The 22,836-nt window shown below is 69.0% G+C and carries 23 protein-coding genes; 3 read left to right on the forward strand and 20 right to left on the reverse strand.

Features of this window, described 5'->3' with window-relative positions; genetic code table 11:
- Positions 1–41: 41 nt before the first annotated feature.
- Positions 42–533 carry an OsmC family protein gene (locus tag ACOPJ3_RS11345; RefSeq protein WP_427869274.1) on the reverse strand — a complete coding sequence of 164 codons (492 nt, stop codon included), beginning with the start codon at positions 531–533 and terminating at the stop codon, positions 42–44.
- A gap of 65 nt (positions 534–598) precedes the next feature.
- On the opposite strand from ACOPJ3_RS11345, the gene ACOPJ3_RS11350 reads away from it, so the two are divergent.
- Positions 599–1,957, forward strand: a complete 1,359-nt coding sequence (locus ACOPJ3_RS11350; RefSeq protein WP_427869275.1) for an aminotransferase class III-fold pyridoxal phosphate-dependent enzyme — start codon at positions 599–601, stop codon at positions 1,955–1,957.
- 52 nt (positions 1,958–2,009) lie between these two features.
- Here the strand turns inward: ACOPJ3_RS11350 and ACOPJ3_RS11355 are convergent, their stop codons facing one another.
- From ACOPJ3_RS11355 to prmC, 15 genes are all read right to left on the reverse strand, one after another.
- On the reverse strand, positions 2,010–3,425 hold the full coding sequence (locus ACOPJ3_RS11355; RefSeq protein WP_427869276.1) for an MFS transporter: 1,416 nt from the start codon (positions 3,423–3,425) through the stop codon (positions 2,010–2,012).
- 46 nt (positions 3,426–3,471) lie between these two features.
- Complete coding sequence (locus ACOPJ3_RS11360) at positions 3,472–4,353, reverse strand: PP2C family protein-serine/threonine phosphatase (protein WP_427869277.1); 882 nt, start codon at positions 4,351–4,353, stop codon at positions 3,472–3,474.
- Positions 4,354–4,382: 29 nt separating this feature from the next.
- Entirely contained in the window at positions 4,383–5,183 is an 801-nt protein-coding gene (locus ACOPJ3_RS11365; protein WP_427869278.1) for a YaaA family protein, read from the reverse strand.
- Between the two features lie 88 nt (positions 5,184–5,271).
- Entirely contained in the window at positions 5,272–5,538 is a 267-nt protein-coding gene (locus ACOPJ3_RS11370) for a F0F1 ATP synthase subunit epsilon (RefSeq protein ID WP_427869279.1), read from the reverse strand.
- A gap of 3 nt (positions 5,539–5,541) precedes the next feature.
- Complete coding sequence (gene atpD, locus ACOPJ3_RS11375) at positions 5,542–7,005, reverse strand: F0F1 ATP synthase subunit beta (protein ID WP_427869280.1); 1,464 nt, start codon at positions 7,003–7,005, stop codon at positions 5,542–5,544.
- A gap of 22 nt (positions 7,006–7,027) precedes the next feature.
- On the reverse strand, positions 7,028–7,918 hold the full coding sequence (locus tag ACOPJ3_RS11380) for a F0F1 ATP synthase subunit gamma (protein WP_427869281.1): 891 nt from the start codon (positions 7,916–7,918) through the stop codon (positions 7,028–7,030).
- A gap of 78 nt (positions 7,919–7,996) precedes the next feature.
- Positions 7,997–9,622 (reverse strand): F0F1 ATP synthase subunit alpha, encoded by a 1,626-nt coding sequence (gene atpA / locus ACOPJ3_RS11385; RefSeq protein WP_427869282.1) that lies wholly within the window; start codon positions 9,620–9,622, stop codon positions 7,997–7,999.
- 55 nt (positions 9,623–9,677) lie between these two features.
- Positions 9,678–10,454: a F0F1 ATP synthase subunit delta gene (locus tag ACOPJ3_RS11390; RefSeq protein WP_427869283.1), complete on the reverse strand. Its 777-nt coding sequence runs from the start codon at positions 10,452–10,454 to the stop codon at positions 9,678–9,680.
- Positions 10,454–11,002 carry a F0F1 ATP synthase subunit B gene (locus tag ACOPJ3_RS11395; RefSeq protein WP_427869284.1) on the reverse strand — a complete coding sequence of 183 codons (549 nt, stop codon included), beginning with the start codon at positions 11,000–11,002 and terminating at the stop codon, positions 10,454–10,456. The genes ACOPJ3_RS11390 and ACOPJ3_RS11395 overlap by 1 nt, the downstream gene beginning before the upstream one ends.
- Before the next feature lie 37 nt (positions 11,003–11,039).
- Positions 11,040–11,264 carry an ATP synthase F0 subunit C gene (atpE, locus tag ACOPJ3_RS11400; protein WP_200132758.1) on the reverse strand — a complete coding sequence of 75 codons (225 nt, stop codon included), beginning with the start codon at positions 11,262–11,264 and terminating at the stop codon, positions 11,040–11,042.
- Between the two features lie 49 nt (positions 11,265–11,313).
- On the reverse strand, positions 11,314–12,138 hold the full coding sequence (atpB, locus tag ACOPJ3_RS11405) for a F0F1 ATP synthase subunit A (RefSeq protein ID WP_427869285.1): 825 nt from the start codon (positions 12,136–12,138) through the stop codon (positions 11,314–11,316).
- 239 nt (positions 12,139–12,377) lie between these two features.
- Positions 12,378–12,869 carry a 3-oxoacyl-ACP reductase gene (locus tag ACOPJ3_RS11410; RefSeq protein WP_427869286.1) on the reverse strand — a complete coding sequence of 164 codons (492 nt, stop codon included), beginning with the start codon at positions 12,867–12,869 and terminating at the stop codon, positions 12,378–12,380.
- Positions 12,866–14,071, reverse strand: coding sequence for an MraY family glycosyltransferase (locus tag ACOPJ3_RS11415; RefSeq protein ID WP_427869287.1), 1,206 nt, complete (start codon positions 14,069–14,071; stop codon positions 12,866–12,868). Before ACOPJ3_RS11415 ends, ACOPJ3_RS11410 begins: the two co-directional genes overlap by 4 nt.
- Position 14,072: 1 nt before the next feature.
- A complete protein-coding gene (locus ACOPJ3_RS11420; protein WP_427869288.1) occupies positions 14,073–14,738 on the reverse strand; it encodes an L-threonylcarbamoyladenylate synthase in 666 nt (221 codons plus the stop codon).
- Between the two features lie 48 nt (positions 14,739–14,786).
- Positions 14,787–15,737, reverse strand: a complete 951-nt coding sequence (gene prmC, locus ACOPJ3_RS11425) for a peptide chain release factor N(5)-glutamine methyltransferase (protein ID WP_427869289.1) — start codon at positions 15,735–15,737, stop codon at positions 14,787–14,789.
- Between the two features lie 146 nt (positions 15,738–15,883).
- On the opposite strand from prmC, the gene cysK reads away from it, so the two are divergent.
- Positions 15,884–16,819 carry a cysteine synthase A gene (gene cysK / locus ACOPJ3_RS11430; protein ID WP_427869290.1) on the forward strand — a complete coding sequence of 312 codons (936 nt, stop codon included), beginning with the start codon at positions 15,884–15,886 and terminating at the stop codon, positions 16,817–16,819.
- A 92-nt stretch (positions 16,820–16,911) separates the two neighbouring features.
- Positions 16,912–17,481 (forward strand): serine O-acetyltransferase, encoded by a 570-nt coding sequence (gene cysE, locus ACOPJ3_RS11435; RefSeq protein WP_427869291.1) that lies wholly within the window; start codon positions 16,912–16,914, stop codon positions 17,479–17,481.
- Between the two features lie 148 nt (positions 17,482–17,629).
- Here cysE and ACOPJ3_RS11440 read toward each other — a convergent pair whose 3' ends face one another.
- Genes ACOPJ3_RS11440 through ACOPJ3_RS11455 form a run of 4 tightly spaced genes read right to left on the reverse strand, consistent with a single transcriptional unit; the run spans position 17,630 to position 22,817 of the window.
- A complete protein-coding gene (locus tag ACOPJ3_RS11440; protein WP_427869292.1) occupies positions 17,630–19,021 on the reverse strand; it encodes an MFS transporter in 1,392 nt (463 codons plus the stop codon).
- A 41-nt stretch (positions 19,022–19,062) separates the two neighbouring features.
- The gene (locus ACOPJ3_RS11445) at positions 19,063–19,602 is read right to left on the reverse strand and encodes a GNAT family N-acetyltransferase (RefSeq protein ID WP_427869293.1); all 540 of its coding nucleotides are present in this window, start codon (positions 19,600–19,602) and stop codon (positions 19,063–19,065) included.
- A gap of 38 nt (positions 19,603–19,640) precedes the next feature.
- Complete coding sequence (prfA, locus tag ACOPJ3_RS11450) at positions 19,641–20,714, reverse strand: peptide chain release factor 1 (RefSeq protein WP_427869294.1); 1,074 nt, start codon at positions 20,712–20,714, stop codon at positions 19,641–19,643.
- Positions 20,715–20,750: 36 nt separating this feature from the next.
- Positions 20,751–22,817 (reverse strand): hypothetical protein, encoded by a 2,067-nt coding sequence (locus ACOPJ3_RS11455; RefSeq protein ID WP_427869295.1) that lies wholly within the window; start codon positions 22,815–22,817, stop codon positions 20,751–20,753.
- Positions 22,818–22,836 lie beyond the last annotated feature (19 nt).

Below are 22,836 nucleotides of genomic sequence, written 5' to 3' on the forward strand. Positions count from 1 at the left end.
GACCGCCATTCTATTCGGTCCCACTGACACGCTTGGCCGTGTTACGACCGCGGCTCCGGATCCGGAACCGCGACCAGGATCTCGGCCTCGTGCCTCACCGGGAAGTTCACCGAGCTCGCGATGAAGCAGTGCCGGTTGGCGTCGGCGTGGGCCGCGCGGGCCGCCTCCACCATCGACGCGTCGGCGACCGTGACGACGGGCCGCAGGATCACCTCGGTGAACGCCCCGCCAAGCCCCTCCTGGCGCATGACGCCGAGCGCGCTGTCGGAGTACGCCGTCACCACGACCCCGGCCCGCACGGCCATGTGCAGGTACGACAGCATGTGGCACTGCGCGATCGCGGTGACGAGAAGCTCCTCCGGGTTCCAGCGCTCGGCATCGCCGTGGAACGTGCGGTCGGCCGATCCCTCGAGCGGCTCCTTGTTCGCGGCGTGGATCAGGAGTTCCCGGCCGTACTCACGGTAGCCGCTCGTGCCGCTCCCCCGGTTGCCGGTCCACTCGATGCCGATCCGGTACTCATGAACATCGCGCATGCGGCCATCCTAGGCCGCGGCCGCCCTCGCCCGGATTGTCGGTGGCCGAGAGTAGACTCGAACGCATGAGTGAAGCTACCCCGCAGCAGGTGTCCGCCATCCCCCAGGAGCGTCTCGTCGCCACCGAGATCCCCGGCCCGCGTTCGCAGGAGCTTCACGCGCGACGACAGGCCGTCGTGCCCCCGGGCGTACACAGCGTGCTGCCGGTCTACATCGAGCGGGCCCACGACTCGATCCTCGTCGACGTCGACGGCAACCAGATCATCGACGTGTGCGGCGGGATCGGCGTCACGACGATCGGCCACACGGATGACGCGGTCGTTGCCGCGGCGACCGAGCAGCTGAACAAGGTCACGCACACCCTGTTCACGATGACCCCCTACGAGCCGTATGTGCAGGTCGCCGAGCACCTCGCGAAGCACGTCCCCGGATCCACGGAGGCCGCGCCCTACAAGACGCTCCTCATGAACTCGGGCGCCGAGGCCGTCGAGAACGGCGTCAAGATCGCGCGCAAGTTCACGGGCCGCCCCGGCGTCGCCGTGCTCGAGCATGCCTACCACGGCCGCACCATGCTGACGTCGAGCATGAACCACAAGGGCGCCCCCTACGCGATGGGCTACGGCCCCCGCGCGGGCGACATCTACCGCGCGCCGAACTCGTACCCGCTGCACGACGGGCTGAGCGGCGCCGAGGCGGCCGCCCGCACGATCGCGCACCTCGAGAAGACCGCCGGAGCGGAAGACCTCGCGTGCCTCGTCGTCGAGCCGATCCAGGGCGAGGGCGGCTTCATCGTCCCGGCCGACGGCTACCTCCCGGCGCTCGCCGAGTGGTGCAAGGCCAACGGGATCGTCTTCATCGCCGACGAGGTGCAGGCCGGCATGGCCCGCTCGGGCAGCGTGTTCTCGATCGAGCAGTTCGGCGTGCAGCCCGACATCGTGCTCTCGGCCAAGGGCATCGCCGGCGGCCTGCCGCTCGCCGGCATCACGGGCCGCGCCGAGATCATGGACAAGTCGATGCCCGGCGGCCTCGGCGGCACCTTCGGCGGCAACCCCGTCTCGTGCGCGGCCGCCGTCGCGGTGTTCGAGCAGATCGAGGAGCAGGGCCTTCTCGGCGAGGCGAAGCGGATCGAGGCCACCTTCGGCGGCGGCCTCCGCGAGCTGCAGGCGAAGCACCCGGTCATCGCCGAGGTGCGCGGCAAGGGCGCGATGCTCGCGATCGAGCTCACGAAGCCCGGCACCCTCGAGCCCGACGCGGCCCTCACCGACCGCGTCATCGCGGAGGCGGCGAAGCGCGGCGTGCTGCTCCTCGGCACCGGCATCTACAACCAGGGCATCCGCTTCCTGCCGTCGCTCAAGATGAGCGACGAGCTGATCGAGGACGTCCTCACCGTCATCGACGAGTCGCTCACCGCCGCGGGCGCGTAGGCGGAGGGCCCAGGCGCGCGTTCCCGGTAGCGGGATCCGGATCCGGATCCCGCTACCGGGTGCGCCGCACCGAGGCCGCCACGACCAGGAGGAACGCGCCGCAGAGCGCGACGAGCAGCCAGCCGGGCCACACGGCTTCGACGAGCGCCGCGGGATCCTGCGTCGCGACGATCCCGCTCCCGAGCGCGATGCCGATCGCTGCGCCGACCTGGCGCCCCGTCGAGGTGACGGCGCTCGCGACGCCCGCGCGCTCGGGCGGGAGCCCGGACACCGCGGTGTTCGTGATCGGCGCGTTCACCAGGCCGAAGCCGACTCCGATGAGCAGGTACGCTCCCCCGACGTAGGCTACCGGCGGCTCGGCGAGCGGCGGGATGAGGAGCCCGGCGCCGATGACGATCGAGGCGGCGCCCAGGCCGAGCGGCAGCGCCGGCCCGCGCCGGCCGATAAGCGCGCCGGCAATGGGTGCGCACACGATGATGCCGAGCGCGAGCGGGAGCACCATGGCGCCCGTCGCCACCGCAGTCCAGCCGCGGCCCTGCTGCAGCGAATAGGTGTTGAGGATCAGCACGACCGTGGTCGCCATGAACGCGGCGACGGCGCCGAGCACGGCGAGCGTGAACGCGGGCTGGCGGAAGAGCGCGAGGTCGATGAGCGGGTGGGCGCGGCGCCGCTCAAGCAGTACGAAGGCGACGGCGGCCGCTGCCGTGATCGCGAACCCGAGCTGCGGGATCGGGGATCCCCAGCCGAGCTCCGGACCCTCGATGAGCGCGGCGACCGCGGCTCCGACGGCGACGATGAGGAGCGCCTGGCCCGGCAGGTCGAGCGGGCGCGGGGCGGCGGCGCGCGACTCGGGCACGAGCGCCGCCGTGAGCACAAGCGCGAGCACGATGACCGGGACGTTGATCCAGAACAGGGATTCCCAGCCCAGATGCTCGACGAGCACGCCACCGAGGATCGGGCCAGCGGCCATGCTCAGGCCGAAGACCGACGACCACATGCCGATCGCGCGGGCGCGCTCGGCGGGGTCGGTGACGACGCTCACGATGATCGCGAGGGCGACCGGGTTGAGCATCGACGCGCCGACGCCCTGAAGGGCCCGCGCCGCCACGAGCAGCGGGGCGGTCGGCGCGAAGGCGCAGAGCAGCGAGGCGATCCCGAACACGGCGAGGCCGATGAGGAACACCCGCTTGCGCCCGAATCGGTCCGCGAGGGCGCCGCCCGTGATGAGGAGTCCGGCGAGCACGATCGTGTAGGCGTCGACGACCCAGGCGACGCCGCGGGTGTCGGTGCCGAAGGCGTGCGCGATCGCGGGCATGCCGATGTTGACGATCGTCGTGTCGAGGCCGACGAGGAACATGCTGAGCATGGCGGTCGCGACGATGACGATCCGGCGGCCGGGCGTCGGCGCGGATCCAACTGCCGGTACGCCCGCTCCAGGTGTGTCCGCTCCGCCGCCTGCGACTGTCACGGGTCCTCCTTCGGACGGCGCCTCGTGCGCCGAGGGGCGGCTTCGGCTATTCCGCCTGATCCGCCGGAGTGCTCGGGCCCACGGGTGCCGTCGGCAGATCCGCCATCGAGATCCCAGCGGACTCGACGCTGCCCGTGTCGATCACGTCGCCCACGGCGTGCACGTCGATGACGACGACGGTGACGTTGTCGCGGCCGGCGTTCTCGACCGCCTGGTCGACGAGCGTGCGCGCGGCCTCTTCGGCCGTGGGCTGGGTCGCGAGGAAGTGCTGGATCCCGATGTCCGTGAGCTCCTTCGTGAGCCCGTCGGAGCAGAGCAGCAGGCGCTGGCCGGGGATAAGCGCGAGGGAGGTGTAGTCCGGGATAGGGGCTTCGTTGAAGCCGACCGCGCGCGTGATGACGTTCGCGTGCGGGTGGACCTCGGCTTCCTCCTCCGTGATCGCGCCGGTGTCGATGAGGTGCTGCACGACCGAGTGGTCAACGGTGATCTGGCTGAGCGCGCCCTTGAAGTACTGGTAGACCCGGGAATCGCCGATGTTGAAGACCTGCCAGGTCGGCTCCTTCTCCGTGCTGATGCAGACCCCCGTGACGGTCGTGCCCGCGCCGAGCTCCGTGTCGCCCGCGTCGAGCTCGATGTCGTCGACCGCGTCGCTCAACATCTCGTCGATGTCCTTCTCGGCGACGCTCAGCTGGCCGCCGAGCTCGGCGAGCCGGCGCACGACGGCCGCCGAGGCGATCTCGCCGGCCGAGTGTCCGCCCATGCCGTCGGCCACCGCGAAGACGGGCGGCGTTGTGACGAAGCTGTCCTGGTTGGTCTCGCGGCGACGGCCGGTGTGGGTGATCCCGAACCAGCTGAGCTCGAGCTCAGTCTCGCTGTCTTCGCGGAAGCGCAGCCGTCTGCGCGACGCGTTCTCGCCTCGCGTCGTCACAGCGCTCTTTCCTTGGACACTCAGGTATCCTACCGCGCCGAGCCGCTCGCCGCAGGCGGTGCGCCCGGCGCCCCGAGCTCGGTGACGAGCGTGAGCTCGCCCTCCCCCGGGCCCGCGAAGAGGTCGAGGCCCTGGCTGTGGGCCCACTCGGTGAGAGATTTGGGGGTCGTGAGGTTTGGCTTGGTGAGGGCCAAACGCCGCACCAGGTCACCCTTTGCGGCCTTGTTGAAGTGGTTGAGCGCACGAACTTCGCCGTCCGCGCCGCGCTGCACGACGTTCAGCAGGTAGGATTTTCCCCGCGGGATCGGGGCGAGCGCCTGGTAGTCCTTGGAGCGCAGGTCAAGCACGAGCCCCGCGTCGTCCCAGTCGAGATCGGCGTGGGCCGCCTGCCAGACGCGCTTGAGCGGCTGCTCGAGCGACGCGAGACGCGATCCACCCGAGAGACGATACGCCGGGATCGGGTCGCCCGCGCCGACGAGCCCGAAGAGTGCCGACTGCACGGCGACGTTCGCGTTCAACCAGTCGCGGGCAGGCGTGTCGAGGGTCTCGACGTCGAGCGCGTCGTAGAGCACGCCCGTGTAGCGCTCGATCGCGGGGAGCACTCCGCTTTCTTCGAGCTCGAGGTTGTGGGCGAGCTCGCCGCGGTTCTTCACGCCGAGCTTGAGCGCCTTCGCCGCGGCGTCCTCGTCGCCCGAGCTGAGCTGGACGAGCGCCTCACGCACGCGGGAGCGCGCCGCGCCGAGCACGGCGGCGTGCCGCAGCGCGAGCGGGTCGAGCCGCCCGTCGCCGCCGACGCGCTTCGTCTCAGACGGTGGAAGCAGAACCAGCAACCTCACTCCATTTCTCGCCTACGGGTTCGACGCGAGAGGCCGGCGGGAGCCCTGGGGCGCCCGCCGGCCTCTCAGCTGGGGATCGTGCTTACTCGCTGATCGCGGCGCGACCGGCGACGATCGTGACGTTGTCGTGGTCGACCGAGAGGAACCCGCCCTCCGCGTCGACGCCGACCTTCTCGCCACCGGCGGTGGTCAGGCGAACCTGGCCGCCCTCCGCGAGGATCGCGAGCATGGGCTCGTGACCGCGGAGGATACCGATCTCGCCCTCGACCGTCTTCGCGATGACCTGGGAGGCTTCACCCTTCCAGACCTCGCGATCGGCCGAGACGACGCTGACGTTGAGCGCAGCCATGACTTAGGCCATGTCCTTCTGCATCTGAGCCCACTTCTCCTCCACGTCGGAGATCGCACCGACGTTGAAGAAGGCCTGCTCGGCGACGTGGTCGAACTCGCCCTTGGCGATCGCGTCGAACGACTCGATGGTCTCCTTGAGGGGAACCGTGGAGCCGTCGACACCGGTGAACTTCTTCGCCATGTAGGTGTTCTGCGAGAGGAACTGCTGGATGCGGCGTGCGCGTGCCACGGTGATCTTGTCCTCTTCGGAGAGCTCGTCGACACCGAGGATCGCGATGATCTCCTGGAGCTCCTTGTTCTTCTGGAGGATCTGCTTGACCGTGGTGGCCACGCGGTAGTGGTCGGCGCCCAAGTAGCGGGGATCAAGGATACGCGACGTCGAGGTCAGCGGATCCACGGCCGGGTACAGGCCCTTCGAGGCGATCTCACGCGAGAGCTCGGTGGTCGCATCGAGGTGGGCGAACGTGGTCGCCGGAGCCGGGTCGGTGTAGTCGTCCGCGGGGACGTAGATCGCCTGCAGCGAGGTGATCGAGTGGCCGCGGGTCGAGGTGATGCGCTCCTGGAGGATGCCCATCTCGTCGGCGAGGTTCGGCTGGTAGCCCACAGCGGAGGGCATGCGGCCGAGCAGCGTCGAGACCTCGGAACCGGCCTGCGTGAAGCGGAAGATGTTGTCGATGAAGAGCAGCACGTCCTGCTTCTGCACATCGCGGAAGTACTCCGCCATGGTCAGCGCCGAGAGGGCGACGCGGAGACGCGTCCCCGGCGGCTCGTCCATCTGGCCGAACACGAGGGCCGTCTTGTCGAAGACGCCGGCCTCGTCCATCTCGTGGATGAGGTCGTTGCCCTCACGGGTGCGCTCGCCGACGCCGGCGAACACGGACACACCGCCGTGATCCTGCGCCACGCGCTGGATCATCTCCTGGATGAGGACCGTCTTGCCGACGCCCGCACCACCGAAGAGGCCGATCTTGCCGCCCTGCACGTAGGGGGTGAGGAGGTCGATGACCTTGATGCCGGTCTCGAAGAGCTGCGTCTTCGACTCGAGCTGGTCGAAGGCCGGGGGCTCGCGGTGGATGCTCCAACGCTCGCTGACCTCGATCTTCTCGCCCTCGGGGAGGTTGAGGACATCGCCGGTCACGTTGAAGACCTTGCCCTTGGTGACATCACCGACGGGCACCGTGATGGAATCGCCCGTGTCGACGACCTCCTGGCCGCGGACGAGACCGTCCGTCGGCTTCAGGGCGATCGCGCGGACGAGGTTGTCGCCGAGGTGCTGCGCAACCTCGAGGACGAGCTTCATCGGCTCCGAGCCATCGCCGAAGTCGATGGTGGTCTCGAGAGCGTTGTAGACGCCAGGGATCGCGTCGTGCGGGAACTCGATGTCGACGACGGGGCCGGTCACTCGAGCGATCCGCCCGACGACCTTCGTTGCGGCCTCAGTCGCCACTGCGGCGGTTTCGGTCATGATTCTCTCTCTTCGTGCTTCGTTAGCTGGACAGCGCGTCAGCGCCGCCTACGATCTCAGAAATCTGCTGGGTAATCTCGGCCTGGCGAGCGTTGTTCGCGAGGCGCGTGTAGTCGCGGATCAGGGCGTCGGCGTTATCGCTCGCCGACTTCATCGCCTTCTGCGTTGCCGCGTGCTTCGCCGCCGCCGACTCGAGCATCGCGTTGAAGATGCGCGACTCGATGTAGGCGGGCAGCAGCTGGTCGAGCACGGTGTCAGCATCGGGCTCGAACTCGTACAGCGACTCGTGCTGGTCCGTCGGCTCTGCGACGCCCTCGACGACCTCGAGCGGGAGCAGTCGGTGCACCTCGGGAACCTGGCTCACCATGCTGATGAGGCGGTTGTAGACGAGGTGGATCTCCTGCGCGCCGCCCTCGGCAGCGGGGCGACCAAAGATCTCGAGCAGAGCCTCGGCGACCTCCTTGGCCATCTCGAAGCCGGGGTTCTCGGTCTCGCCGACCCAGACCCGCTCCGATGCCCGGCGGCGGAACGCGAAGTACCCCTGGGCCTTGCGGCCGATCAGGTAATACACGACATCCTTGCCCTCGGCCTTGAGCAGCTCGGCGAGCTCCTCGGCCTCTCGCAGCACCTGCGAGTTGAAGGCGCCGGCGAGGCCGCGGTCGGAGGTGAAGATGACGACCGCGGCGCGCTCGACCTTCTCGGCCTCCGTCAGCAGCGGGTGGTCCGTGTTCGAGTGCGTCGCGACGGCCGAAACGGCTCGCGTGATCGCGGTGGCGTAGGGCGTCGATGCCTCGACGCGGGCCTTCGCCTTCTGGATGCGCGAGGCTGCGATCAGCTCCATCGCACGGGTGATCTTCTTGGTCGTCTGGGCAGAACGAATTTTCTGCCGGTAGACCCGAAGTTGCGCTCCCATGTCTCTCCTGTAGTGGTCGGGGCTGGCTGGTCGAGCAGTTGGGGCCGGGCGGGGACGGTTCCCCGCCCGGCGTCCGAACTACTTCTTGACGACCAGCTGCTCCTGCTTGATCTCGGCCTCGTCCAGCGCATCGAACTGCTCCTTGAGCGACTTGCCCGCAGAGGTGCGGAACTCGCTCTTGAACTTCTCGATCTGCGCCTTCAGCTCTGCGACGGTGTCGTCATCAAGGACGTTCGTCGAGCGGAGCGTATTGAGCGCCTCGGAGTTGCGGCCGAGGTAGTCGAGGAACTCGCGCTCGAAGCGCAGGATGTCCTCAACCGGGACCTCGTCGAGGTAGCCGTTGGTACCGGCCCAGATCGACACGGTCTGCTCCTCGACCGGGTACGGCGTGTACTGCGGCTGCTTGAGGAGCTCGGTGAGGCGTGCACCACGCTCGAGCTGCTTGCGGCTCGCGGCATCGAGATCCGACGCGAACATCGCGAAGGCCTCGAGTGCGCGGTACTGGGCGAGCTCGAGCTTGAGCGTGCCGGAGACCTTCTTGATCGACTTGACCTGTGCGTCGCCGCCGACTCGGGAAACCGAGATGCCCACGTCGACCGCGGGGCGCTGGTTGGCGTTGAACAGATCCGACTGGAGGAAGATCTGGCCGTCGGTGATCGAGATCACGTTGGTCGGGATGTACGCCGAGACGTCGTTCGCCTTGGTCTCGATGATCGGGAGGCCCGTCATCGAACCGGCGCCGAGCTCGTCGGACAGCTTCGCGCAACGCTCCAGCAGGCGGGAGTGCAGGTAGAAGACGTCGCCCGGGTAGGCCTCGCGCCCCGGCGGGCGGCGCAGGAGGAGCGACACGGCGCGGTAGGCCTCAGCCTGCTTCGACAGATCATCGAAGATGATGAGGACGTGCTTGCCGTCGTACATCCAGTGCTGGCCGATGGCCGAGCCGGTGTAGGGCGCCAGGTACTTGAAGCCCGCGGGATCCGAGGCGGGCGAAGCGACGATGGTGGTGTACTCCATCGCGCCCGCATCCTCGAGCGCGCCCTTCACCGAAGCGATGGTCGAGCCCTTCTGGCCGATGGCGACGTAGATGCAGCGAACCTGCTTCGACTTGTCGCCGGTCTCCCAGTTGGCCTTCTGGTTGATGATGGTGTCGATCGCGATCGCGGTCTTGCCGGTCTGGCGGTCGCCGATGATGAGCTGACGCTGGCCGCGGCCAACGGGGATCATCGCGTCGATCGCCTTGATGCCGGTCTGCAGCGGCTCGTGCACCGACTTACGCTGCATGACGCCGGGAGCCTGGAGCTCGAGGGCGCGACGGCCCTCGACGCCGGCGATCTCGCCGAGGCCGTCGATCGGGTTGCCGAGCGGGTCGACGACGCGGCCGAGGTAGCCCTCGCCCACGGGGACCGAGAGAACCTCGCCGGTGCGGGTGACCTGCTGGCCCTCCTCGATGCCGGTGAACTCGCCGAGCACGACGACGCCGATCTCGTTCTCTTCAAGGTTCTGTGCGAGGCCAAGCGTGCCGTCCGCGAAGCGGATGAGCTCGTTCGCCATGACGCCGGGGAGGCCCTCGACGTGTGCAATGCCGTCAGCGGCGTCTACGACGGTTCCGACCTCGGTCTTACCCGACTGGGCCGGCTCGTACGACGCTGCGAAATCTTTCAGCGCGTTACGGATCTCGTCCGGGCTGATTGAGAGTTCTGCCATTTCGTTTCCTCTATCTGTTCCGGAAGCGCCGCCCCCGGTGGTGAAAGTGTGTGCTCTACGCTGCGAGCTGCTGTCGGAGATCGTCCAGGCGAGCCCGGATGCTGCCGTCGATGACATCGTCGGCGATCTGGATACGGACGCCGCCGATCAGCGCGGGATCGATCACGGTCGTGATCTTCACCGGCCGTCCGGCGGACTGCTCGAGCGCACGGGCGAGTCGATCCTGCTGCTCGCTCGAGAGCGGGGCGGCGACGGTCACCGTTGCGAGTTCGCTTCCGCCCTGATCGGCCGCGATGCGTGCGGACCGACGGAGCGTTGCGTCGAGGCGACGACCGCGCGGGTTGGCGACCAGGTGGCTGACGACCGCGATGGCCGAGCCCGAGATCTTGCCGCCGAGGATGCGCTCGACGAGCGCGACCTTCCCTGCGCCGTCGGCGAGCTTGCTGCCGAGGCTCAGCTGCAGCTCGTGGTTGCGATCAACCACGTCTGCCACAGCGAGGAGTTCGTCGGAGAGCGCAGGGTTCGCGAGGCTCTCGGCGCGCAGGCCCAGCTCCTCGATGCCCGAGATGAACTCCTCGACGTTCGACCAGCGGCCCTTCGCCGCGGCGGTGAGCACGGAGCGCGCGCCAGCGGAGATTCCGCCGAAGAGGCGCTCGACCACCTGGGCCTTCGCCTCGGGCGCAGCCGAAGCGTCACCCAGTGCCGACGCGAGCGCGGGGCTCGCAGCGATCTGACCCGCGGAGGCCAGAAGCTCGCCGCCAACACCCGAGCCGAGGGCCGGGGTGAGGGTGGATCGTGCCTCTGCCAGTGCTTCGCGTGACGCGCTTCCCATTACTGAGCCGCCTTCTCGGAGGCCTCGAGGTCTGCGAGGAAGCGATCGACGAGGGCGGATGCCTTCTGGTCGCTGCTGAGCGACTCACCGACGACGCTCGAGGCGAGGTCGATTGCGAGCGAGCCCACATCCTTGCGGAGCGAGACGACGGCGCTCTGACGCTCCGCCTCGATCTGCGCCTGAGCGGCCTGCGCGATGCGGGCCTGCTCGGTCGTCGCATCGTCCTTGGCCTTGGCCACGATCTTCACGGCGTCTGCACGAGCAGCGTCGCGGATCTCGCCGGCCTCCTGGCGGGCGCTGGCGAGCTGCGCGGTGTACTCCTGCAGCGCCGCCTCGGCCTTCGCCTGGGCCTCATCGGCCTTGGCGATGTTGCCCTCGATTGCCTCTGCACGCGCATCAAGCATCGCCTGCATCTTGGGGAGGAAGACCTTCCAGAACGCGACGAGGATGATGACGAAGACAACCGCAGACCAAACGATGTCGTAGGTCGCCGGGAGCAGCGGGTTCTGATTCGAACCCTCTGCAGCGACGAAGACTGCGTGAATCATCAAGCCTCCCTTTCGAGACTAGGGAAAGGTGAACGGCTTACTGGAAGATGAAGTGCGTCGCGATACCGATGAGCGCGAGCGCCTCGGTGAAGGCGATGCCGATCCACATCAGGACCTGGAGGCGGCCTGCGAGCTCGGGCTGGCGAGCGACGCCCTCGATGGTCTTGCCGACGACGATGCCGAGGCCGATGGCCGGGCCGATCGCCGCGAGGCCGTAACCGACCGTCGAGATGCTGCCCGAAACTTCTGCGAGAACAGACACGTTAGGTGTTTCCTTCCGATAGTTGAGAACGACGGATGTCGAACTCTGATTAGTGCTCTTCAGCCAGCGCGAGCTGGATGTAGACGCCGGTGAGAATGGTGAAGATGTACGCCTGGAGGAACGCCACCAGGATCTCGAAGAGGGTGAAGGCGAAGCCGACCGCGAAGGTGCCGACGCCGAAGAGCTTGAAGAGCCCCTCGCCCTCGAGGAGGAAGAAGTTCGTCGCGCTGAAGAACAGCACGAGCAGGAGGTGGCCGACGAGCAGGTTCATCAGGAGTCGCAGCGTGAGCGTGACGGGACGCAGCACGAAGGTCGAGAAGAACTCGATCGGGGTCACGATGATGTACAGCGGCTTCGGGACGCCCGCCGGGAAGAGCGAGTTCTTGAAGAAGTTGCCCGGGCTCTTCTTGATGCCCGCGTAGATGAACGTCACGTAGGAGACGATCGCGAGCACGAGCGGGAAGCCGATGACGGCCGAGACGCCGATGTTGAAGCCGGGGATGATGCCCGTGATGTTGAAGGCGAGGATCGAGAAGAAGATCGCCATCAGGATCGGCAGGAACCGGCGGCCGTCCTTCTTGCCGAGCAGATCCTCCGCGATGTTGACGCGAACGAAGTCGAGCGCCATCTCGGTGAGCGACTGCCCGCGGGTCGGGATCACGCGCATCTTGCGGGTGCCGAGCCAGAACAGGAGCAGCAGCACGAGCATCATGATGACGCGAATGATCATGATGCGGTTCATCGCGAAGGGCGTGCCCTCGAAGAGCACCACGTCCGGGAAGAAGTCAGCGATCGACGGCGGATGGAATCCGCCCTCCTCCGAAGAGAAAAGAACGGGGGTCACGAGGTGCGTAGCGTTAGCGAACAGCGCCATTCTCCTGACTTAGGTGCGAATCTCGTCGCACGGTGTCGAACGGTGGTCGTGCCCCCAAGGTCTCAAGGCACACGAATGGCGAGACCCGGCAGGGAACGTGAACGATCCTAGCAAACATTTTCGCTCCGGGAGAAACCGGAACGTTACATTGGACGGTGGCCACGTGCCGGCGCCACCGTGGCCAGGAAAAGTCCTGGCCAGAACACAGACACCCGCCGTCCACCCGGCGGTTGCGCGGCTCAGTTGGGGTCCGAGACCACCGGGAGGCGAGACTTCGACAGCACGATCATGTCGACCACGAGGGAGACGATCACCCCGGAGACCACGCCGAGGAACAGGATCGTCGGATTCAACCACGGCTCGTCCTTCAGCAGCACCGCCGCCACGATGAACGCCACGAACTTCAGGATCCACGTCCCCATCACGATGCCGAAGAAGGCGACGACGTACAGGTCGCTCGTGATGAAGCGGTTGGCAAAGGTGATGCTGCCGATCGTCATGGCGAGGAATACGCCCGCGAAGGCCGCGCCGAGCGCTCCCCCGACGAGCCCCGTCGTACCCGAGACGAACCAGCCGATCACCGCCCAGATCACGATGAGCGCGAGGGAGGCGAGAATCCCCCACTTCATCGCCCGCAGCAGGATCGGCTGCGAGCTCGGCATCCGCCGCTCGGCAGGCGCCTCGCCGGAACCATCGTTCGGCGGGGTGTCGGGGAGAGCGGGTGAGCTCACTCGGGAGTCCTTTCCTTCGGGGCGCCTGCGTCCGGTGTCGCGGCGATCAGGTCCTCGTCGCTCGCGCGACGGCGTGACAACGGTACCAAGCCGCGCTGGGCGAGCCCGTCGCGGACACGGCTCGCTGGCAGGAGGAGGAGCGCGGCACACGCCGCCCCGCCCACGACGAGAACGATCACGGGCACCACGAAGCTCTGCAGCAGGAAGACGAGCAGCACGGCGACCGAGAGTACCGTGGTGCCGACATAGAAGATGAGCACGGCCTGCACGGGCGAGTGTCCCATGTCGAGAAGCCGGTGGTGCAGGTGCTGGCGATCCGCAGTGAACGGGCTCTTCCCCGCGCGCAATCGGCGGATCACGGCAAGGGTGAAGTCCGCGAGCGGCAGGGCGAGCACCGCAACCGGCAGGATGATCGGGATGTAGGCCGCGAGCACGAGTTTCTGGTCGAGCGTGGCAGGGTTGAGCTGCCCCGTCACTGAAACGGTCGAGGTCGCCATGAGGAGGCCGACGAGGAGCGCCCCCGTGTCCCCCATGAACATCTTCGCGCGGTGCCAGTTGAAGGGCAGGAAGCCCGCGCAGATCCCGACGACGACGATCGCGATGAGGCTCGCGAACGTGATGGAGTCGACGCCACCCATGCGGTCGTGCAGCAATCGCGTGTAGATGAAGAAGAGGAGGTTCGCGATGATGGCCGTGCCGGCGACGAGACCGTCGAGGCCGTCGACGAAGTTCACCGCGTTCATGACCAGCGTCATGAGGAACACCGTGAGCCCGAAGTTCACGACGGGCGACGCGACCATGAGCGTGTCGCCGAACGGCAGCGAGACAATCTGCACGCCGTTCCAGGCAAGGAGCCCGGCAGCGGCGAGCTGCGCCGCGAGCTTCACCATCCAGTCGAGGTCGAGGATGTCGTCGAGGATCCCGATCGCGGCGATGATCCCGCACGCTCCGAGGAGGGCCCACATCATGGTGCCCTCGGAAAACAGCGACCGGAACTCCTGCTGCGTCGCCGCGATCCCGAACGCCGCAAGGAGGCCGATGAACATCGCGACCCCACCGAGCCGCGGCGTCGGCGCCTGGTGCACGTCGCGCGCCCGCACCTCGGGGGCGAGCTTGTAGCGTCGCGCGAGGCGCAGCACCACTGCCGAAGCCGCCGCGGTGACGAGCACCGCAACGCCAGCGACCACGAGATACGGGAGCATGTCAGTCCTCGAACGCGACCTGCGGAAGGAGCTCGGCGATGGCCTCGCGCGTGACGCCGCCCTCGCGCAGGATGCGCAGGGTGCCGCCCTCCTCGGTGAGGCCGGTCGCGTCAATGATCGTCGACGCCTGGCCGTCACCATCGGCCTCGCCGTTCTCGAGGTACACGTCGATCGAGTCGCCGAGCATCGCCTGCGCCGCGGCGGCCGTTCGGGCGGCCGGCTCGCCCGTCTTGTTCGCGGAGGAGACCGCGAGCGGGCCCGTCTCCTGCAGCAGCTCGAGGGCGAGCGGATGGTTCGGGATCCGGATCGCGACCGTTCCCCCGGTGTCGCCGAGATCCCAGCTCAGCAGCGGGTTCGCTGTGGTAACGATCGTGAGTGCACCCGGCCAGAATCGCTCGGCGAGCGCCGACAGGGGCGCGGGCACCTCAGCGGCGAGCGCCGCCAGCGTTCCCACGTTCGGGATCAGGACGGGCGGCGGCGACTGCCGGCCGCGGCCCTTCGCGTCGAGCAGCCGCTGCACGGCCTCGGGTGAGAACGCGTCGGCGGCGACGCCGTAGACCGTGTCGGTCGGCATCACGACGAGTCGCCCCTGCCCGATCGCGCGGCGCGCAGTGCGCATCCCGGAGAGCAGGTGGGCGTTGTCGGTGCAGTCAAAGACCTCGGTCATAACCAACGATTCTACCCCCGGGGCGACCATCCGGCCCTGGCAGACGGGTCAGCTGAGCGCCGTCGTGGCGCGATCCCTGCCCGTGAGATCCGGATGGGTCGCGGCGGCTCGCCAGCCGTCGGCCGCGAGAATATCCCTGATCGCGCGGCCCTGATGCTCCGCGTGCTCCAGCACGAGCGTGCCGCCCGGCCGCACGAGGGAGCGGCCGACCCGGCTGATGACCCGGATGAGGTCGAGGCCATCCGCGCCGCTGAAGAGCGCCATCTCGGGGTCGTGATCCCGCACCTCGGGGTCGCGCGGCACCATGCCCGTCGGCACGTACGGCGGGTTCGAGGCGAGCACGTCGATGCGGCCGGCGAGCGCCGCAACAGCAGCGAGCGGGGTTGCTGAACCGGGATCCGGCGCCGCCGTGCTTTCCCGCGCCAACTCGGCAACATCACCGAGCGCCAGCTCGGCAACATCGCCGAGCAGCAGCTCGACGCGCCCCTCCCCCCACTCGGCCACATTGCGCGCGGCCCACGCGTGCGCCTCTGGGCTCTTCTCGACCGCCCACACGCGCGCGGTCGGGACCTCGCGGGCGAGCGAGAGCGCGATCGCCCCGCTTCCGGTGCACAGATCGACCGCGATGGGCTCGGGATCCGGGACCGCGAGCAGGGCGTCGATGGCGAGCTGCGCGACGCCCTCGGTCTCGGGACGTGGCACGAACACCCCCGGTCCGACGGAGAGTTCGAGCGCTCGGAACGGCGCGCGGCCCGTGAGGTGCTGGAGCGGCACGCGCCTCGCGCGCTCATCGGTGAGCTCGGTGGCGCGCTCGGCTTGCTCGGCGGTGAGGGCGCGGCCCATGACCGCGAGGGCCTGGATCCTGCCGCGCGTCTCCCCCAGCACGTGGGCCAGGATGAGTTCGGAGTCGGTGCGGGGATCCGGCACCCCGGCGTCGTCGAGGAGTGCGGAGATTCGGGCGAGGGCGTCGTCGACCGTGGGGGGTGCGGGGTCAGTCACCCACCCACTTTCCCACACCGGGAATGCCCGCTGTCACACAGCGTTGCATTTCATAACGCGGATGAAATTCTCGAATAACTCCACGCTATAGTTTTCATGGCCTCGCCCAGCGCATGCCCCGCCCAAGAACCCCTGGAGGATCACCCATGGCACGCACCTACGCCAACATCACCGAAGCTTTTGGCAACACCCCGCTCGTCCGCCTCAACCGCGTCACCGACGGCGCGGAGGCCGAGGTCTACGCGAAGCTCGAGTTCTACAACCCCGCAGGCTCCGTGAAAGACCGGATCGGGATCGCGATCATCGACGCCGCCGAGCAGTCGGGGGCACTCAAGCCGGGCGGGACCATCGTCGAGGGCACGAGCGGTAACACGGGCATCGCGCTCGCGTTCGTCGGCGCCGCCCGCGGCTACCGCGTGATCCTCACCATGCCGGAGACCATGAGCATCGAGCGCAGGAAGCTCCTCGCCGCCTACGGCGCCGAGATCGTGCTCACCGAGGGCCCCCTCGGCATGAAGGGCGCCGTCGAGAAGGCGAAGGAGATCGTCGAGTCGACGCCTGGCGCGATCCTCGCGAACCAGTTCGGCAACCCCGCGAACGTCGCCGTGCACCGCGCGACCACGGGCCCCGAGATCTGGAGCGACACCGACGGCACGGTCGACATCTTCGTCGCCGGCATCGGCACGGGCGGCACCATCTCGGGCGCCGGCGCGTTCCTCAAGGAGCAGAACCCCGAGGTCAAGGTCGTCGCGGTCGAGCCCGTCGACTCCCCGCTCCTCACCGAGGGCAAGGCAGGCCCCCACAAGATCCAGGGCCTCGGCGCGAACTTCGTGCCCGAGATCCTCGACCGCGAGGTCTACGACGAGGTCATCGACGTGGCGCTCCCCGACGCGATCGAGAAGGCGCGCGCGCTCGGCACCAACGAGGGCATCCTCGCGGGCATCTCGGGCGGCGCGGCCGTCTGGGCCGCGACCCAGGTCGCGAAGCGCCCGGAGAACGCCGGCAAGAAGATCGTCGTGATCGTGCCGGACTTCGGCGAGCGCTACTTCTCGACGGTGCTCTACGAGAACCTCGACGTCTGATCCGGATCCATATCCTTGGTGGTGGTCGTCCGGGCCCGCGGCGCGGCTCCCCGGGCGGCCACCTCTGCAGTTGACAGCGTGAAAGGACGGCCGTGAGCCTCTTCTCCCGAATCCGCGAGGACGTCCTCGCGGCGAAAGCACACGATCCCGCGGCGCGCGGCGCTGCCTCGGTGTTCTTCATCTACTCGGGGCTCCACGCGGTCTGGTGGCATCGCGTCGCGCACGCGCTGTGGAAGCGCGGCATGCGCTTCCTGCCGCGCGCGATTTCGCAGCTGAACAGGTTCTTGACCGGGATCGAGATCCACCCGGGCGCGACGCTCGGGCGGCGCCTCTTCATCGACCACGGGATGGGCGTCGTGATCGGCGAGACGGCGGTCGTCGGCGACGACGTGCTCATCTACCATGGGGTCACGCTCGGCGGCACGGGGCACGGGCGCGGCAAGCGCCACCCCACGATCGGCGACCGCGTCGTGATCGGGGCCGGCGCGAAGCTGCTCGGCGACATCGAGATCGGGCACGACAGCGCCGTGGGGTCGAACGCGGTGGTCGTGCGGTCGGCCGGGCCGTGGACGACGCTGACCGGGATCCCCGCGCAGGGGCGGCCGCGGCGCGGCGCTCCCCTCGCCGAGAAGCCCGACATGGCCGACTTCTACGTGATCTAGGGGCGCGGGGCGCCGCCCCCAGCCCGAATTCTGCACACGCTGAGACTGTCTGCCCAAATTCTTGCCTGTGAATGCAGAAGTCTCAGTGGGCGCAGGTCGCGGCGCGGGCGCGGGTGGCGGCGCGCCGCGGCGCGGGCCGCGGGCCGCACTAGCGCAGCTTGCGGCCGTGGTGCTGCATCCAGCGCTTCGTGCGGCGCGCCTCGAAGGCGATCATGGTGAGCCCGATCAGCCAGAACGGCACCTGCACCAGGAACGCGGTGCGGAACGCGCCCAGCGAGTAATCTTCGGGCGAGCCGGCGCCCTGCAGGTCGAGCACGAGGCCGATGAGCAGGATCACGAGCAGGGTCGCGATGAACCCGCCCGTGTTGACGAGCCCCGTGCCGAAGCCCGCAAAGCTGCGCGGCGTGTGCGACCGAGACACCTCGAACGCGATCATCGAGGCGGGACCGCCGAGCGGCATGATGAGCAGCAGCGCGATCAGCAGCCAGATGGGCGGGGTGCCCGGCCAGAGCAGGATCCCGAGCCACGTCACCATGATCGCGATCGTGATGGAGAAGTTGATCCACACGCGGCGCTCGAGAAAACGCGAGCTGATCGGCCCGAGCACGAGTCCCGCGACCATCGAGGCGACCACCGTGAGGCTGAGCAGCCCGCTCGCGGCGGCGGGCGTAAGGCCCACACCGCCGACGAGGAACGGGGTGCCCCAGAGCAGGAGAAACACGTTCGAGGCGAAGGGCGAGGTGAAGTGCAGCCAGAAGGCGAGTCGCACGCCAGGGATCTTCAGGAGCCGCCCGGCGCGCGAAAAGAAGTCCAGGCCGCGCCGGGGAACGCGGCCCACGACGGGGATCATCTCGGTCGAGGGCGGGGCCATCTCGAGCATGCCGGTCGCGAGCGGTCCGCCGAAGCCGCGCGCCTCTCGCGTGAGCCGGCTGTCCGTGCGGAACACCCGCTCGGCGATCGTGCGGTCGCCCGGATGGTTTCGCAGCACCAGGCAGCCCAGGATCGTGATGAGCACCCCCACGGCGACGACCCCGAGGAAGCCGTTCATCCATCCGGCGGTGGCGACGAGGAGCGCGAGCGGTGCCACGGACACGAGCTGGCCAACCTGCCCGGTGAGGCCCGTGAGCTGGGAAACCGTGGGCAGCTGCCGGATCGCAAACCACTCGGGCAGGAGCCGCATGACGCTGATGAAGGTGCACGCGTCCCCCGCGCCGACGAGCACGCGGGCGAGGATCGCGAGCCGCACATCCTCGGCCGTCGCCATGACGGTCTGGCCGAGCAGCATGAGCACGCCGCCGCTCAGGATCATGCCCTTCGCGCCGAAGCGGTCGAGCAGCACACCGACGGGAATCTGCAGCCCCGCGTAGACGATCAGCTGGATGACGGGGAAGGTGGCGAGCGTCGTCGCGTCGATCCCGAAGTGCTCCTGCGCGGCCGGGCCGAGCGCGGAGAGCGAGGAGCGGTTGATGATCGCGACCGCGTAGGCGATCGCGGCCACTCCCCAGACCACCCACGGGAGGAGTGGTTTCCGGGTTCGCATGTACCCATGCTAGTGGAGCGCCCGCTCGCGCGCGGGACGACTCAGTCGCGAGCGGGCAGCGGCGGGCCCTCCGGGAAATCGCTCCGCGTGAGGTCGAGGAAGAGCGCGTCCTCGAGGTGGCCGCCAGGCCGCACCTGGTAGTCGCGCAGGATCCCGATCCGCCTGAAGCCCAGCCGCTCGTAGCTCCTGATCGCGCCGTCATTATTGACGTTCGGGTCGAGCGTCACGCGCGTGATTCCCGAGGCGAACTCCGCCCGGATCGCGAGGGCGAGCGCCTCCTCGCCGATCCTGCGGCCGCGGAAGCGGGTGCCGATGAAGAGGTGCATGACGGTCGTCGGATACTCGGGATCGTCGCCGCGCATGACCCACAGGGCGCCGGCGCACTCGCCGTCGACCTCGATGATGCGCGTGATCTCGGGCTGTTCCACGAAATCCGCCACGACCTTCTCCGGCGTGTACCCGACCCACCAGAAGGCGACCTCTGGCTCGGAGAGGATGTCGAAGAGCGGGGCCGCGTCGTCTGCGCGCACCGCGCGCAGCGTGACCAGTGGGCCCGAAAGGGGGAGCGACTGCTGGGTCATGGACTCAGCGTAGTGCGCTCCCCCGCTCGCGTGCGACGCTACTGGCCGAGATCGGCGAGTCGCGCCTCCTCGTCCATGCGAATGCAGGACTCGATGACGGGATCGAGCGCCCCGTTCATGACGTGGTCGAGGTTGTACGCCTTGTAGCCCGTGCGGTGATCCGCGATGCGGTTCTCCGGGAAGTTGTACGTGCGGATCCGCTCCGAACGATCCATCGTCCGGATCTGGCTCGAACGGTGCGCGCTCGCCTCGGCCGCCGCCTCCTCCTGCTGGCGCGCGAGGAGCCGCGCGCGCAGCACGCGCATGCCCGCCTCGCGGTTCTGCAGCTGGCTCTTCTCGTTCTGCATCGCGACCACGATCCCCGTGGGAAGGTGGGTGATGCGCACGGCGGAGTCGGTCGTGTTGACCGACTGGCCGCCGGGACCGGACGAGCGGTACACGTCGATCTTCAGGTCGTTCTGGCTGATCTCGACCTCTTCGGGCTCGTCGACCTCGGGGTAGACGAGCACGCCCGTCGTCGAGGTGTGGATGCGGCCCTGCGACTCGGTGACGGGCACGCGCTGCACGCGGTGCACGCCGCCCTCGTACTTCAGGTGCGCCCACACGCCCTGCGAGGGATCCGTCGCGTTCGACTTGATCGCGATCTGCACGTTCTTGTAGCCGCCGAGGTCGCTCTCGTCCTTCTCGAGCATCTCGGTCTTCCAACCCTTGGACTCCGCGTAGTGCATGTACATGCGGAGCAGGTCGGCGCCGAACAGCGCGGACTCCGCGCCGCCCTCGCCGCCCTTGATCTCGAGGATCACGTCGCGCGCGTCGTCGGGATCCCGCGGGATCAGGAGCCTGCGGACGCGCTCCTGCGCCTCCGCGAGGGACGCCTCGAGCGCCGGGATCTCCTCCGCGAACGCCTCGTCCTCCTTCGCGAGCTCCCTGGCCGCTTCGAGGTCGTCGCCGAGCTGCTGCCAGCCCTCGTACGCCGACTTGATCTTGCTCAGCTCCGCGTAGCGGCGGTTGACCTTCTTGGCGCGCGCGGCGTCCGCGTGCAGCGCCGGATCAGCGAGATCCTCCTGCAGCGACTCGTGCTCGACGAGCAGGGATTCGACCTGTTCAAACATTGCTGCCCCGTTCTCTCCGTGACTCCGCACGGGGGATCAGGCGCGGGCGCCCGAGCGCTGCGCCTCGGCGAGGAGCGCGGCGTTCGACGCCGATGCTGCGATCCGCTCGAGCGACTTCGCGTTCGAGTCGAGCTTCGCGAACTCGCTGCGCAGCGCCGCGACCGCCGCCGCCTCGCCCTCGCCGACGATCGCGTCGGCGTGGCGGGTCCGCGAGTGCAGGAGCTTCACCGCGGGCTCGAAGGCCGAGCGGCCCTTGGTGAGCTGGATCTCGCTGTTCGCGACGCGGAGCGCCTCGCGGAGCAGGAGCGCGTCGCCGTCGAGCTCGGGCTTCGCCTCGATCGTGGCGAGGATCGTGAGCGAGCCGCCGTTCTCGAGGTTGCGCGCCGAGGCGAGCAGCTTCTTGATCTGGCCGAGCGCGAACTCGTCGACCTCGTCGAGGCCGGGGCGCGCCCCGCCGTGCTGCGCCTGCGCGTAGGCGCGGGCCAGGCGGTTGAGCGAGTCGACGAGCACGACCACGTCGTGGCCGAGCTCGACCAGGCGCTTGGCCCGGTCGATCGCGAGCTCCGCGATCGTGGCCTGATCCTCCGCGGGGCGATCGAACGGCGCCGCGACAACCTCGCCCTGCACCGTGCGCTCGAGGTGGGTGACCTCCTCGGGCTGCGCGTCGGCGAGCACGAGCATGAGGTGCGCCTCGGGCTTGTTCGCCGCGACGCCCTGGGCGAGCTCAACGACGAGCGCCGAGCCGTCGATCTTCGCGGGCGTCACGAGGAGCGCACGCTGGCCGAAGCCGATCGGAGCGACGAGGTCGATCGCGCGGCCGACCAGGCGATCCTTGCCCGACTCGAGCAGCAGTCGCTCCTGCGGGAAGACCGGGGTCTGCTCCGCGAAGTCGATCCGCTTCTCGTTCTCCTCGACCGTGCGGCCGTTGATCGCGTCGATCTTCACGATCGCGTTGTACTTCTGACGGCCGCCGCCCTCGCCCTCGCGGGGCTGGCGGATCGCGCCGACGACCGCGTCGCCGCGGCGCAGGCCGTACTTCTTCACCTGACCGAGCGAGACATAGACGTCGCTCGCGCCAGGCAGGTAGCCGCTCGTGCGCACGAAGGCGTAGTTGTCGAGCACATCGAGGATCCCAGCGATCGGCAGGAGCACGTCCTCCTCGGTGATCTCCGGCTCGAGGTCGTCGTTCTGGCCGCGGCGCTTGCGGTCGCGCTGGCGGGTGCGGCTCGAGCGCGAGTTCGCCTCGCCGCCCTTGCCGTTCTGGCCGCGCTCACCCTGGTTCTGGCCGCCCTGGCCGCCCTGGTTCTGGCCGCCCTTGCCGTTTTGGCCCTTGTTCTCGTCGGCGGACTCGGACTTGTCGGCGCCCTGCTCGGCGTCGCCCTGCTCCGCCTTCTGGCCCCGGCCGCGGCGGGTGCGCGTGCGGCTGGGCTTGTCGCCCTCGGTGCTCTCCGCGCCGTCCTGCTTCGCGGCGGTGTCGCCCGACTCGGCGTCCGCCTTCGCGCCTTGCTCGGGCTTCGACTGCTCGGACTTCGACTGGTCGTCGCCGGATGCCTGCTCGGCGCCTGCTGCGCTGTCGTCCTGCTCGGCCGGCGTCGCCTCGGCGGCCTGCGCGCGGCGGCCGCGGGTGCGCTTCGCGGGCGCGGCGGGCGCCTCGGCGTCGGTCGCGGGGGTTTCGGCAGCTGCGTCGGCAGCCCCGCTCTCCGCGGCGGGCGCCGCTGCCGCGTCAGCCGCGGGCTCCTCCACCTTCTTGCGGCTGCGCGTCGCGCGCTTCTTCGGTGCCTCGGCAGGGGCCTCGGCAGGGGCCTCAGCCGGCGCCTCGGTCGCCTGTTCGGCGGCGGGAGCCTCTGCCGCGTCAGCGGCGGGCTCCTCCACCTTCTTGCGGCTGCGCGTCGCGCGCTTCTTCGGCGCCTCAGCCGGCGCCTCAGCCGCCGCATCGGCAGCGGGCGCCTCGGCGGGGGCCTCAGCTGCGACGCTTTCGCTCGTCGCGCCGACGGCCGCCGTCACGCGGCGCGACGCGCGCCGGCGAACGGGCGCCGCCTCGGCAGCGGGCGCGTCCTGCGCCTCGGGCGCAGCTGCATTCTGATCTTCAGTGTTCAGTTCCACGGTTCTTCCTTTCGGAACG

Source organism: Leucobacter luti, from assembly GCF_050310065.1.
GTDB lineage: Bacteria > Actinomycetota > Actinomycetes > Actinomycetales > Microbacteriaceae > Leucobacter > Leucobacter luti_B.

What these genes read in the sequence shown, in the direction of transcription:
- ACOPJ3_RS11345 (WP_427869274.1), bottom strand. Translation starts at nt 533, where the DNA reads ATGCGCGATGTTCATGAGTACCGGATCGGCATCGAGTGGACCGGCAAC.
- ACOPJ3_RS11350 (WP_427869275.1), top strand. Translation starts at nt 599, where the DNA reads ATGAGTGAAGCTACCCCGCAGCAGGTGTCCGCCATCCCCCAGGAGCGT.
- ACOPJ3_RS11370 (WP_427869279.1), bottom strand. Translation starts at nt 5,538, where the DNA reads ATGGCTGCGCTCAACGTCAGCGTCGTCTCGGCCGATCGCGAGGTCTGG.
- atpD (WP_427869280.1), bottom strand. Translation starts at nt 7,005, where the DNA reads ATGACCGAAACCGCCGCAGTGGCGACTGAGGCCGCAACGAAGGTCGTC.
- ACOPJ3_RS11380 (WP_427869281.1), bottom strand. Translation starts at nt 7,918, where the DNA reads ATGGGAGCGCAACTTCGGGTCTACCGGCAGAAAATTCGTTCTGCCCAG.
- atpA (WP_427869282.1), bottom strand. Translation starts at nt 9,622, where the DNA reads ATGGCAGAACTCTCAATCAGCCCGGACGAGATCCGTAACGCGCTGAAA.
- ACOPJ3_RS11390 (WP_427869283.1), bottom strand. Translation starts at nt 10,454, where the DNA reads ATGGGAAGCGCGTCACGCGAAGCACTGGCAGAGGCACGATCCACCCTC.
- ACOPJ3_RS11395 (WP_427869284.1), bottom strand. Translation starts at nt 11,002, where the DNA reads ATGATTCACGCAGTCTTCGTCGCTGCAGAGGGTTCGAATCAGAACCCG.
- atpB (WP_427869285.1), bottom strand. Translation starts at nt 12,138, where the DNA reads ATGGCGCTGTTCGCTAACGCTACGCACCTCGTGACCCCCGTTCTTTTC.
- ACOPJ3_RS11415 (WP_427869287.1), bottom strand. Translation starts at nt 14,071, where the DNA reads ATGCTCCCGTATCTCGTGGTCGCTGGCGTTGCGGTGCTCGTCACCGCG.
- ACOPJ3_RS11420 (WP_427869288.1), bottom strand. Translation starts at nt 14,738, where the DNA reads ATGACCGAGGTCTTTGACTGCACCGACAACGCCCACCTGCTCTCCGGG.
- cysK (WP_427869290.1), top strand. Translation starts at nt 15,884, where the DNA reads ATGGCACGCACCTACGCCAACATCACCGAAGCTTTTGGCAACACCCCG.
- ACOPJ3_RS11440 (WP_427869292.1), bottom strand. Translation starts at nt 19,021, where the DNA reads ATGCGAACCCGGAAACCACTCCTCCCGTGGGTGGTCTGGGGAGTGGCC.
- ACOPJ3_RS11445 (WP_427869293.1), bottom strand. Translation starts at nt 19,602, where the DNA reads ATGACCCAGCAGTCGCTCCCCCTTTCGGGCCCACTGGTCACGCTGCGC.
- prfA (WP_427869294.1), bottom strand. Translation starts at nt 20,714, where the DNA reads ATGTTTGAACAGGTCGAATCCCTGCTCGTCGAGCACGAGTCGCTGCAG.